The organism is Pseudomonas sp. YuFO8, from assembly GCF_035065025.1.
GTDB classification, from domain to species: domain Bacteria; phylum Pseudomonadota; class Gammaproteobacteria; order Pseudomonadales; family Pseudomonadaceae; genus Aquipseudomonas; species Aquipseudomonas putida_AE.
In genome coordinates this window covers 1-11,079 of record NZ_JAXDEQ010000073.1, presented here as the reverse complement: position 1 = coordinate 11,079, position 11,079 = coordinate 1, and the positions used below count along the sequence as shown (strand labels likewise).

The following is an 11,079-nucleotide window of genomic DNA, read 5'->3' as shown; positions in this document are numbered from 1 at the left end:
TGTTCTGCCTGATCACCTTCCGCAGTTGGCGCGCCACGCTGGTGGCGCTGCTGCCCTTGGTGCTGACCTCGATTCTTTGCGAAGCCTTGATGGTGGTCATGGGTATCGGCGTGAAGGTGGCGACCTTGCCGGTGATTGCCCTGGGTGTGGGGATCGGTGTGGACTACGCGTTGTACCTGCTCAGCGTGCAGTTGCAGTATCAACGCCAGGGCCTGTCGCTGTCCCAGGCCTATCGCCAGGCCGTGGCCTTCACTGGGCGGGTGGTCGGGCTGGTCGGTATCACCCTGGCGGCCGGCGTGGTGTGCTGGGTCTGGTCGCCGATCAAGTTCCAGGCCGACATGGGCATCCTGCTGACCTTCATGTTCCTGTGGAACATGCTCGGCGCGCTGATCCTGATTCCGGCGCTGTCGTACTTCCTGCTGCGCAAACAACGGAGTGGAGGAGCGCTTGAAGTCGCTGATCGCGAGGCGGTCGTTGCCCCGGGCAAGCGTGTGGAACTCGCCGCCAGTTCCCTGCGTCGATAGGCGCTGGACCATCGCATCCAGGCGGGCAGCAATGCGCCGTCTGGATGCGAACAGGGATCTACCCGATCAGCCCTGGCAGAAGCGGATCCGGTTGCCAAACGGATCGTAGACTTCAAGCACTTGCCCCCAACCCTGCTGGACAATCTCCGGACGCCCGTAGCCGTAGCGCTTGGCGAGCAACTCGTCGCGCAGCTGTTCGATATTGTTCATTGGCACAAACACTGTCGAACCCGGGCTGGCGTCGCCATGATGTTCGGACAGGTGCAGTTGCAGACCGTTGCGGCTGATGCCCAGGTACAGCGGCAGGTCGGCTTCGAAGCGGTGTTCGAATTCGACGCTGAAACCCAGGAAATCAAGATAGAACTCACGGGCCTTGGCTTCGTCGAACATGCGCAATATGGGAATGGGCTTGTCGAAGGTCACGGTGGAAGCGGGCGGGGTGTCGGCCGGGGAAAGCATCGCGGATGCGGTGTTCCAGTCCTTGTAGCCCAGTTGCTCTGCGACCAGTTCCAGCGCGGTGGAGTGGGACAGGCTCTGGTTGCGTTCCTCCAGCGAGGCGCGCAACTGTTTGGCCATTTGCTTGGCTTGCTCGATTGAAAACATCGTTGCTCCTTTAGCCGAGATCCTTGGGTGCCCGCGTTGCCAATCCTCGACCGTCAAGAGATACGACAGGGTTCGTATGAGGAAGCAATGCTTTCACCTTTCCCATCGGGAGCGAGCGGCGGGCAGCATCGGCCCGGTGCCGATAGTACATAGCCGCTCCCGTGACGGGAAGACCCGCGCCTGTGTATCGCTGTGTATCCAGACCCGTCGTACGCAGACTGGCTTACAAATGCCCCTGCAACCGGATACATCCGGGATACACGGTTGCCGTCAAATAGCCCTGCCTCAGCGAGAAAGCAAACGCGCCTCGCACCACGGCTTATCGCACGACCTTAGCGGCTTGGCCGCACACAGTATCCGGAGAATCACCATGTCCCGTATGTCGAACAAATCCCGTATTGGCCTGATCGCTGTTGCACTGGCCGGCAGCCTCAACCTCGCATCCACCGCCTTTGCCGCAGACGCGTTGCCCCAAGGCTACCAACTGGCCGCGGCGGAAAAGACCAGTGAAGGCAAGTGTGGCGAAGGCAAGTGTGGCGCAGATGAAGCCGGCGCCAAAGTGACCAAGGCCGGCGAAGGCAAGTGCGGCGAAGGCAAGTGCGGTGAAGGCAAATGCGGCGATGCTTCGTTCGCCCGTACCGACACCGACCACGACGGCCGCGTTTCGCTCAAGGAACTGCTGACCGTAGCCCCGCAGGGCGGCGAAGAGTTCAAGGCCATGGACACCAACAACGACGGTTTCCTCTCCGAAGGCGAGGTCTACAAATTCCGCACCAACCAGTTCACCTCCAACGGCAAGAAAGTGCCTACAGAGCTGTTCACCCAGATGAGCAAGGCGAAGAGCTGATAACGCGATACAGCGGTAAAAAATCACCTCCCTTGGGTTTTTCCCTGGGGAGGTATTTTTTTTCGATTACCAGGCCCAACGCGTCCAGATAGCCGACCCATCTCTTGCGGTTGTACCCGATCAAACTGTAGGAGCGAGCTTGCTCGCGAAAAACGTCCAGTCAACGCAATCACCCAGACAGCGCGCGTCATCGTTGACGTCCATCGCTGGCAAGCCAGCTCCTACAGGGGGAACGCGTTCGCTTGGGATCATGCGTACGGCTCTCAGTCAAAGGCGCTCCGATAGGCAAACAGCCCAGGCATACCGCCGGTCATCACAAACAGCAGATTGCTGCCCGCCGGGTAGTCGCCCCGGCGTACAGCGGCGAGGAGGCCGGCGAAGGCCTTGCCGCCGTAGACGGGGTCGGTGAGCAAGCCTTCCTGGAATGCGAGCAGGCGCAGCGCTTCGAGCATCGCTTCGGTCGGCGCGCCGTAGGCGTCGCCGCGTTGGCTGCCATCCACACGAATCGAGGTGTCGGCCAGTGTTGAGGACGGGGCAAGCAGCTGTAGAATCTGACGAGTTTTTTCCAGGGTCGTCGTCGTGGCCTGTTCCTCGGTCGCCAGGACCGAGTAACCGAGGATGTGCGACGAAGCGCCCGCCAGGGTGACACCGGCCAGCAGCCCTGAGTGGGTGCCAGCACTGCCATTGGGCACGATGATCTGCTCGAAATGCACACCCAGCGCATCCGCCTGGCGCAGGATCTCCGAAGCGCAGGCGGCATACCCCAGGCTGCCCCGGGGGCTGGACCCGCCTAGGGGCATCACGAAGGGCTTTTTACCTTGGCCCTTGAGCGTGTCGACCAACTCGGCCGCATAGGTATCAGGCACGACTCCCCGCGCCAGCCGATGAATCTTCGCGCCAAACAGTGCGTCCAGCAGCACATTGCCGTTGTGGCAGAAGTCATCGTCGCTGCGCACGGCCGAGGGGGTCAGGATCAGCTCGCAGGCGAGGCCGTGACGGGCCGCCACGGCAGCGGTCAGGCGCGCATGATTGGATTGAAAACCGCCCCAGGTCACCAGCGTATCGGCGCCTTCGGCCAAGGCTTCGCCGAGCAGGAATTCCAGTTTGCGCAGCTTGTTGCCGCCGCCGCCGAGACCGGTCAGGTCATCGCGCTTGACGTAGAGGTTGCAACCATTGAGATCGGGCAAGCCGCTCAATCGGGACAGTTTCTGGATCGGGGTCGGGCCTTCGAGCAGGGCGACCCGTGGGTAGGCGGCCAGCGCGGTATCAAGAAGATTCAAGTCGTGGGGCATGAAGGATCGCTCATGGAGGAAAGGAAGCTCGGTGGGCTGAACGCCATCTGCCACTCTAGAAAGCCGTGGATTGAAGATATACCGCTGGCAAGGAATTACAGTTGATACACCGTGTAATGAACGGTGGTATCTCTGATACAGATAACCGTGATCTTGATTATTCGTTTATTGAGATATCATCGCGCGAGATAAGGTCTGCCCGACTGAAGAAGGGAAGGCAGACGATGAACAATGTAAAACCCGCGACTAGCGACAGTGCGCCACATGGCGCCAGTCCATGGCGCGGCACTCTTGCCGGTTTTTCGGCGAGTCTGGTCGGGATTGGCCTGGCGCGATTTGCCTATACGCCGCTATTGCCGGCGATTGTCGGCGCCCACTGGTTTGACGCCTCCAGGGCGGCCTACCTTGGCGCGGCAAACCTGGCGGGGTATCTGGCCGGAGCGATCTTCGGCCGCACACTGGCGGCCAGAACTTCTACCCGAGCGACCCTCAGGGCCATGATGCTGCTGGCCAGCATCGCCTTTTTTGCCTGCGCCTGGCCCCTGTCCTTTGCCTGGTTCTTCGCCTGGCGATTCCTCTCCGGTGTCGCCGGCGGGGCGCTGATGGTGCTCGCCGCGCCGACTGTGCTGGCGCACGTGCCGCCCTCGCGCCGGGGCCTGGCGGGCGGGGTGATCTTCATGGGCGTGGGCGTCGGGATCGCGGCGTCCGGGACCTTGGTGCCGCTGCTGCTGCAACAGGGCCTTGGGCAAACCTGGCTGGGTCTGGGCGTGATCGCGCTGTTGCTCACCGCCATTGCCTGGCGCGGCTGGCCGACGGAAAACGCGCCGGTGGCCAGCACAGTCCAGCACCATCGCCCGGCGCCCAACGGCACCCTCAAGGCGCTGTATGTGGAGTACGCGCTGAACGCCGCCGGGTGGGTGCCACACATGATTTTTCTGGTGGATTTCGTGGCCCGGGGCCTGGGCCAGGGCCTGCAGACGGGCGCGCAGTACTGGGTGTTGTTTGGCATTGGCGCCACGCTCGGCCCGCTGCTGGCAGGGGGGCTGGCGGACCGGGTCGGCTTCGCTCGCGCGTTGCGGGTGTCGTTCATCATCGAGGCCATCGCCGTCGCGGTACCGGTCTTCGCACCGGGCAGCCTCTGGCTGATGGTGTCCAGCGTGACGGTCGGCGCCTTTGTCACCGGGACCGTGCCGCTGGTGTTGGGGCGGGTCCAGGAAATTCTTGTCCGCCATCCGGCCCGGCAAAGTGCGGCCTGGCAGACCGCCACGGTGGGTTTCGCCCTGTTCCAGACGGTCGCCGCTTATGGGCTGTCGTTCCTGTTTTCCTACAGCGGCGGCAACTACAGCCTGCTGTTCCTGATCGGTACGGCGGCCATGTTGTTGGCCTTTGTGATTGACCTGCTGGCGGCGCTGCGAAGCTCGCGTACCTCGGTGGCCCCATGAATTACGCCGAACGCAATCTGGCCTATTGGCGGCGCAACCTGGCTGTCTGTGTGTTCGGTTCGTTCACCACCCTGGTGAGCCTGAGCATGCTGTTGCCGTTCCTGCCGCTCTATGTGCAACAGCTTGGTGTAACGGCCCAGGCCGATGTGGTGCAGTGGTCCGCCGTGGCCTTCGGTGCGACGTTTTTTGGTACGGCGATTACCGCGCCGCTGTGGGGGCGACTGGCCGATCGTTATGGGCGCAAGCCGATGCTGGTGCGCGCGGCCATCGGCATGGCGGTGGTGATGTCGCTGATCGGGCTGGCGCGGGATGTGACTGATCTTGTGGTGCTGCGCCTGGTCGCCGGGCTCATCGGCGGTTATGCCTCGGCTTCGATTGTGATGATCGGATCCCAGGTGCCACGGGAAAAGGCCGGGTGGGCACTGGGCGTGCTGTCGACGGGGGCGTTGTCCGGCAACTTGATCGGGCCGCTGGTGGGTGGTTTCCTGCCGCAGTGGGTCGGCATCCGCGGTACTTTTTTCGTCGGTGGCGCCATGATCGCAGTGGCCGCGATCGCCACTCTGGTGCTGGTTCGCGAGGACTTCAGCCGGCAATTGGACGGGGCACGGCGGGTCGCTACATCCTGGCACGAGGCTGACAGTGCGCGCTGGCCAATCATCGCCGCGTTGTTGATGACGGCGATGATGGTTTTGCTCGCCAACATGTCGATCGAGCCGATCATCACCGTCTACATCGGTGACCTGGGCGTGGCGCTTGATGATCAGGCGCGGATTGCCGGGATTGTGATGGCCTGTTCGGCGCTGGGCAGCATTCTCACCGCCGCCCGGCTGGGGGCGTTGGCCGATCGGGTCGGCAGCTGGAAGGTGATCATCGGTTGCCTGGTGCTGACTGGCATCGTCATGGTGCCCCAGGCATACGTCACGCAGTGGTGGCAGCTGGCAGTGTTGCGCGGCCTGATGGGCATGACCCTGGCCGGGCTGCTGCCGGCGATTGCCAAGCTGATCCGGCAGTCGGTGGCGGAGCATAACAGCGGAAAAATCCTCGGCTACCTGCAATCGGCGCAGTTTTCCGGGCAGGTGATCGGGCCCTTGATCGGTGGCCAGATCGGTGCGCATTTCGGTCTGCACCAGGTGTTCCTGGTCACGGGCGCGCTGCTGGTGTCGTGTGCCGGGGTCAACGGTTGGATCAGGTCACGGATTGGTACGCTGCAGAGCGCTACAACGCCAAGGTAACGGGTACGCCATCCACACGCACGCTGTGCAGAAAGGTGGAAAGCGCACTGGAGAAATAGCCGTCGAGGCGCCGCACGAACACCGTTTCCACTTCAGCCAGCTGCGGGGACAGTTCGTGCACGGCCACCAAGCCCTCGCGCGCCGCGTTGGCAACAACGCCCCTGGGCAACAGCGTGACCCCGACCCCGGCCGACACGCAGGCAATGATCGCTTCGATTGAACCGAACTCCAGCGGCTCGGGGGTGGGGGCGCCAAGGCTGGTCAGCAGTGTGTCCAGGCGTTGGCGATAGGAGCAGCCAAGACGGAAAACCACGGTCTTGAGATTCAAGGCCGCGGCGACATCCGCCAGGCGGTGCAGGGCCGGTGAAGTGACCAGCACCAGTTCTTCGCGAAAGACCGCTTCGCTGTGCAGCTGCGGGTGATTGACCGGCCCGACCACGAACGCGCCCTCCAGCTTACAGTCGACGACGTCCTGGATCAGGCTGCAGGTGGTGCCGGTGCGCACCACCGGGCGAACCTCGGGGTAATCCCTGGCGAACCGGGCGATCAGGTGTGGCAGGCGCAGGGCGAGGGTGGTCTCCAGCGTGCCTATCTCGAGCTCGCCCCTGGGCTGGCCGTCATCGCGGGCGGCGCTTGTGGCATCGAGGAGCAATTTCGCCAGGCGGTCGGCAAAGGGCAGGATGCGCCGTCCCGCGGGCGTCACCTGTACACCCTTGGCGCTGCGCTGGAACAGGGCCACGCCGAGCTCGTCCTCCAGCGAGCGAATCCGCGCCGACACGTTCGACTGCACGGTGTTCAGTTCGCTGGCGGCCTTGTTCATGCTGCCGTGGCGGGCTACCGCGGCCACTACCTTGAGATCCGTGACATCCATCGAACTCACCTATCTGAAAAAACAATAACCAATGCGCAATTCAAGGCTCATTAGAGATTAACACGCAAGCGGAAATCCACGGGAAGTTGATTCACCAAAAACGATCAACTGGATCATTAATGATCATTTTACATGATCCTGTACCGGGCATAGGTTGAACGGGCACAGATACCGCAGCCAGTGGCGGATCGAGTCTGAATCTGAGGCTGTGGAACAACAATAACGCTACCACTGCTACACGGAGTCAACGTGAACCATGCAACCGAATCAGCCAGGATCCGCAACCATCCCCGGTACAAGGATCTGGTCTCGCGCCAGCGCACGTTCGTCGCGAGTCTTACCGCTGCAACCCTTGTCCCGTATTTCACGTTCATCCTCGTCGCCGCCTTCGCGCCCCAGCTGCTGGCAACGAAGCTGTCGGCGACCAGCATCATCAATATCGGTTGGCCATTGGGTGTGGTGTTCATCCTCGGCGCCTGGCTGTTCACCGGTCTCTACATCCTGCGTGCCAACGGTGAGTTCGATGAACTGACCGCGCAGATTCGCGCGGGGGGCATCGTATGAAACGCATCCACTTGATCCTCGGCACGCTGCTCGGTGCAGTCGCCACCAGCGTTTTGGCCGGGGATGTTTTGCAGAACGTCGAGAAACAACCGATCAACATCACCGCGATCGGCATGTTCCTGGTCTTCGTCGTCACGACCCTGGGCATCACGTACTGGGCCGCCAACAAGACCCGGTCGATGGATGATTTCTACACGGCCGGTGGCGGCATCAGCGGTTTCCAGAACGGCCTGGCACTGGCCGGGGACTACATGTCGGCGGCGGCGTTGCTGGGGGTCACCAGCATGATCTTCTTCAACGGCTTCGATGGTGTGCTGTACTCGATCAGCTTCTTTGTCGCCTGGCCGCTGTTGCTGTTCCTGTTTGCCGAGCGCATCCGCAACCTGGGGCGCATCACCATCTCCGACATCGCTTCCTACCGCCTCGATCAGAATCGCATCCGCACCCTGACGGCCTTCGGTTCGCTGACGGTGGTGTGCTTTTACCTGGTGGTGCAGATGGTGGGGGCGGGGCAGTTGATCCAGCTGTTGTTCGGCTTGCCCTACAATTACGCGGTGATTGCCGTGGGCCTGTTGATGGCGGTCTACGTCACCTTCGGCGGCATGGTCGCCACCACTTGGGTGCAGATCATCAAGGCCGGGTTGCTACTGGTGGGCGGCACCTTGCTCGCGATCCTGGCGCTGAGCAAGTTCGGTTTTTCCTTCGACCTGTTGTTCGAGCAAGCCGTGGCCGCGCACCACGATGGCGAGCGGATCCTGCTGCCGAGCAAACTGGTGGCCGACCCGCTGTCGCTGATCTCGCTGTCACTGGGACTGGTGTTTGGCACGGCGGGATTGCCACACATCCTCATGCGCTTCTTTACCGTGCCGGACGCCAGGCAAGCGCGTAAATCGGTGTTCGTCGCCACGGGCTTCATCGGTTTTTTCTACCTGATCGTGGCGGTGCTGGGCCTGGCCGCCATCGTGATCGTCGGCCAGGACCCGGCCTTCTACGAGTCCGGCATCGTCGGCGGCAAGCTCATCGGTGGCGGCAACATGCCGGTGATGCACCTGGCCAAGGCCGTGGGTGGCGACCTGCTGCTCGGCTTCATCTCGGCGGTGGCGTTTGCGACGATCCTGGCGGTGGTGTCCGGCCTGACCATGGCCGGCACCTCGGCGATCTCCCATGACCTCTATGTGATGGTCGTCAAGAAGGGCAAAGCCGAGGCCCGGGACGAGCGCCGCGTATCGCGGATCGCCTCGGTCGGCATCGGCATCGTCGCGGTGGTGCTGGGCATCCTGTTCAAGGACCAGAACATCGCCTTCCTGGTGGCGCTGACCTTCGGCGTGGCGGCTTCGGTCAACTTTCCGATCCTGGTGCTTTCGATGTACTGGAAAGGGCTGACTACCCGGGGCGCATTGATCGGCGGCATTGCCGGGCTGGTGAGTGCCGTCGGCCTGGTGGTGCTCTCGCCGGCGGTGTGGGTCAAGGTGCTGGGCAATGCCGAGGCGATCTTCCCCTATGACTACCCGGCGATCATCTCGATGAACGTGGCGTTCCTCTTTACCTGGCTGGGCTCGGTGACGGATCGCAGCCAGGGCGCGGTGCTCGAGCGCGAGCGTTTCGACGATCAATTGATCCGCGCCCAGACCGGGCTCGGGGCCGCACAGGCGGTCAGTCACTGATCCTCCACCTTTTTGATGTGCGTCTTTTGCAAGAGGAGCCTGTCATGCAACTCAAAGACAATGGCCTGAGATTTTCACCTGTCACCGTCGTAACGCACTGGATCGTGGCGTGTTCACTGCTGGCGATTTTCGCGCTGCAACTGCTGATCGACCAGGTCTCCAGCGCGGCACTGCAACAGCCACTCGGCCGGGTGCAAAACCTGCTGGGCCTGATCCTGTTCCTCGTCTCGATCTATCGATTCTGGGCACGGATCACGTCCTACCATCCGCTGCCGGTGGGCACGCCGAACCCCATCGAAGTGATCGTCAGCCGCTCGGTGGCGGTCGCGCTGGCCCTGGCGATGGTGCTGCTGCCGATTGCGGTCTGGGCTTCCCGCGCCGCCGCCGGCGAGGTGCTGCAACTGCCCGGCGGAATGTGGATTCCGGCGCTGCTGCCGGCCAACCCGACCTTGAAGCATGTCGTCGATGTGCTGTTCGACATCGGCGCCTCGGCGTTCCTCGCCGGTCTCGCGCTGCATGTCTTCGGCGCGCTGAAGAATCACTTTCTCCTGAAGAACAACACGCTCAAGCGGATGCTTGGAAAACATGTGGAGCTGTGAGCCATGAACCAGGACAGAATCGATTTCGCGGGTAACCTCATCACCCGGCTCTGCGGAGTGAAATACCCGATTTTCCTCGGCGGCATGGCCGCCATTTCCGGCCCGCAACTGGTCGCGGCAGTGGCCAATGCCGGGGGCATGGGCGTCATCGGCGGCTTGCGCCTGCCGCCCCTGGCCTTGCGCCGCTGGATCGAGGAAACACGGGCGCTGACCGACCGGCCCTTCGGCGTGAACCTGGTGCCGCAGTTTGGCGGCCCCGAGGTCTTTGAAGCGCAATTCCAGGTGATCCTCAAGGAAAAGCCCAAACTGCTGTCGCTGTTTTATGCCGAGAAGTACGCCGCCGACATGATTGCCCGGGCGAAAGATGCCGGGCTGCTGGTCATGGTGCAGGCGGGCTCGGTGGAGCTGGCTCGCAACGCCATCGCCCAGGGGGCGGACATCATCATTGCCCAGGGCAGTGAAAGTGGCGGGCACCTCAATCGCGGCACGATCGGCATCATGCCGTTGTTGACCTCGATCCTGGCGGTCGCCGAGGGGCGGCCGGTATTGGCGGCAGGCGGTATCGCCCAGGGCGACGATGTGCGCGCACTGATGTCGCTCGGTGCATCGGGGGTGGTAGTGGGTACGGCGTTCATTGCCACCGATGAGTCGAACGCCCATCCGCTCTACAAACAGAAGATTGTCGAGGCAACCACCGATGACACCGAGTACCGCACCGGTTATTCGTTCGGCTGGACCTACGGCACGCCGCACCGGGTGATTCCCAATCGGGACAAATGGAACCTGCTGCGCCTGATCGGTGGCGGCGCCCGGGCGATCGACAAGCCGCGAATGGCGCAGAAACTGTCGCTGTATGCGGGGCAGGGGGTGGGCAAGATTCACAGTGTCGTACCGGCGGCCGAGCGGGTGGCGGAGCTTGCCCTCGGCCTGATGACTGCGCCGGATCAGCTGCCGACTAAGCAGAGAAGGGCGCTAGGCGTGTAGGAGCCGGCTTGCCGGCGAAGGCGCCTTCGAATATTGCATCGGGCTTGCGGGCCTCTTCGCTGGCAAGCCAGCTCCTACACGGGTTTGCGCAAGGCGTTGCTTTGTAGTCTACGCGGACCTGTAGGAGCCGGCTTGCCGGCGAAGGCGTCTTCGAATATTGCGTCGAGCTTGCGGGCCTCTTCGCTGGCAAGCCAGCTCCTACACGGGTTTGCCCAAGGCGTTGTTTTGTGGTCGACACGGACCTGTAGGAGCCGGCTTGCCGGCGAAGGCGTCCTTGAATATTGCGTCGAGTTTGCGGGCCTCTTCGCTACACGGGTTTGCGCAAGGCGTTGCTTTGTGGTCGACGCGGGCGTGAACTGACCCCCAAATGTTGGACGGTCTTTGTCGCTAGCCAACGGATCGGGTTCTGTATTCCACAGGACTCAGTCCGCCGAGTTTCGCCTTGATTCGGTCATGG

At 62.6% G+C, this 11,079-nt stretch carries 12 protein-coding genes; 8 read left to right on the top strand and 4 right to left on the bottom strand.

What is annotated here, in order from left to right; translation table 11 throughout:
- A partial coding sequence (locus SOP95_RS30905) for an MMPL family transporter (RefSeq protein WP_442967797.1) occupies positions 1-524 on the top strand: 524 nt, incomplete at its 5' end.
- Positions 525-590: 66 nt separating this feature from the next.
- Here SOP95_RS30905 and SOP95_RS30900 read toward each other — a convergent pair.
- Positions 591-1,127, bottom strand: a complete 537-nt coding sequence (locus SOP95_RS30900; RefSeq protein ID WP_323609445.1) for a glyoxalase superfamily protein — start codon at positions 1,125-1,127, stop codon at positions 591-593.
- A 370-nt stretch (positions 1,128-1,497) separates the two neighbouring features.
- Here SOP95_RS30900 and SOP95_RS30895 point away from each other — a divergent pair, with 370 nt between their 5' ends.
- The gene (locus SOP95_RS30895; protein WP_323609444.1) at positions 1,498-1,974 is read left to right on the top strand and encodes an HvfA family oxazolone/thioamide-modified RiPP metallophore; all 477 of its coding nucleotides are present in this window, start codon (positions 1,498-1,500) and stop codon (positions 1,972-1,974) included.
- A 263-nt stretch (positions 1,975-2,237) separates the two neighbouring features.
- Here the strand turns inward: SOP95_RS30895 and SOP95_RS30890 are convergent, their stop codons facing one another.
- Entirely contained in the window at positions 2,238-3,266 is a 1,029-nt protein-coding gene (locus SOP95_RS30890; protein ID WP_323609443.1) for a D-cysteine desulfhydrase family protein, read from the bottom strand.
- Positions 3,267-3,490: 224 nt separating this feature from the next.
- Here SOP95_RS30890 and SOP95_RS30885 point away from each other — a divergent pair, with 224 nt between their 5' ends.
- Positions 3,491-4,708 (top strand): YbfB/YjiJ family MFS transporter, encoded by a 1,218-nt coding sequence (locus SOP95_RS30885; RefSeq protein ID WP_323609442.1) that lies wholly within the window; start codon positions 3,491-3,493, stop codon positions 4,706-4,708.
- Positions 4,705-5,940 carry an MFS transporter gene (locus SOP95_RS30880; RefSeq protein WP_323609441.1) on the top strand — a complete coding sequence of 412 codons (1,236 nt, stop codon included), beginning with the start codon at positions 4,705-4,707 and terminating at the stop codon, positions 5,938-5,940. The genes SOP95_RS30885 and SOP95_RS30880 overlap by 4 nt, the downstream gene beginning before the upstream one ends.
- Here SOP95_RS30880 and SOP95_RS30875 read toward each other — a convergent pair.
- Positions 5,924-6,811 carry a LysR substrate-binding domain-containing protein gene (locus SOP95_RS30875; RefSeq protein ID WP_323609440.1) on the bottom strand — a complete coding sequence of 296 codons (888 nt, stop codon included), beginning with the start codon at positions 6,809-6,811 and terminating at the stop codon, positions 5,924-5,926. The two genes, SOP95_RS30880 and SOP95_RS30875, sit on opposite strands and share 17 nt — an antisense overlap.
- 249 nt (positions 6,812-7,060) lie before the next feature.
- Between SOP95_RS30875 and SOP95_RS30870 the strand changes: the two genes are divergently transcribed.
- From SOP95_RS30870 to SOP95_RS30855, 4 genes are read left to right on the top strand one after another with little or no spacing between them, the layout of a single operon-like run.
- Positions 7,061-7,375, top strand: coding sequence for a DUF485 domain-containing protein (locus SOP95_RS30870; RefSeq protein WP_274077641.1), 315 nt, complete (start codon positions 7,061-7,063; stop codon positions 7,373-7,375).
- Positions 7,372-9,039: a cation acetate symporter gene (locus tag SOP95_RS30865; RefSeq protein WP_274077642.1), complete on the top strand. Its 1,668-nt coding sequence runs from the start codon at positions 7,372-7,374 to the stop codon at positions 9,037-9,039. The genes SOP95_RS30870 and SOP95_RS30865 overlap by 4 nt, the downstream gene beginning before the upstream one ends.
- 44 nt (positions 9,040-9,083) lie before the next feature.
- Entirely contained in the window at positions 9,084-9,638 is a 555-nt protein-coding gene (locus tag SOP95_RS30860; protein ID WP_274077643.1) for a cytochrome b, read from the top strand.
- A gap of 3 nt (positions 9,639-9,641) precedes the next feature.
- Positions 9,642-10,622, top strand: a complete 981-nt coding sequence (locus tag SOP95_RS30855; protein ID WP_274077644.1) for an NAD(P)H-dependent flavin oxidoreductase — start codon at positions 9,642-9,644, stop codon at positions 10,620-10,622.
- A gap of 387 nt (positions 10,623-11,009) precedes the next feature.
- Here the strand turns inward: SOP95_RS30855 and SOP95_RS32320 are convergent.
- On the bottom strand, positions 11,010-11,079 hold a 70-nt coding region (locus tag SOP95_RS32320), incomplete at its 5' end, for an IS3 family transposase (protein WP_442967798.1).